At 66.8% G+C, this 322-nt stretch carries 1 protein-coding gene; it reads right to left on the minus strand.

From position 1 onward, the window contains the following. Positions 1–173, minus strand: a 173-nt coding sequence (locus tag G8O24_RS43190; RefSeq protein WP_188108474.1) for a DUF736 domain-containing protein, incomplete at its 3' end; no start/stop codon positions are given. Positions 174–322 lie beyond the last annotated feature (149 nt).

Raw genomic sequence — 322 nt, forward strand, 5'->3', positions numbered from 1 at the left:
CAGGCGGCACCGATCTCGACGCCTGAGACGATCACGCGCAGGTCTGGCGCCTTGTCGCTGGTGGAGGCGGGATCGCTGGGGACGATGCGGGCCTTGGCATCGATCGCGAGCGTCTTGATGGTGCCGGTGTAGGTGCCATCGTTGCTGCGGGTGAACGAACCGATCTGGGACATGGTGGATCTCCTGTGCTGTTCCCAAGCCCGCGACCATCGCGGCCTTGATGGCGATCTCTGAGCGCCGCAACGACCGGCCCGCAGCCTCTGGCCCGCAGCGCAGCGGAGGATGGCGGGCTGAGCGATCTTGTTGCCTCGCGAGGAATGCC

The organism is Bradyrhizobium campsiandrae (assembly GCF_014529705.1).
GTDB classification, from domain to species: Bacteria; Pseudomonadota; Alphaproteobacteria; order Rhizobiales; family Xanthobacteraceae; genus Bradyrhizobium; species Bradyrhizobium campsiandrae.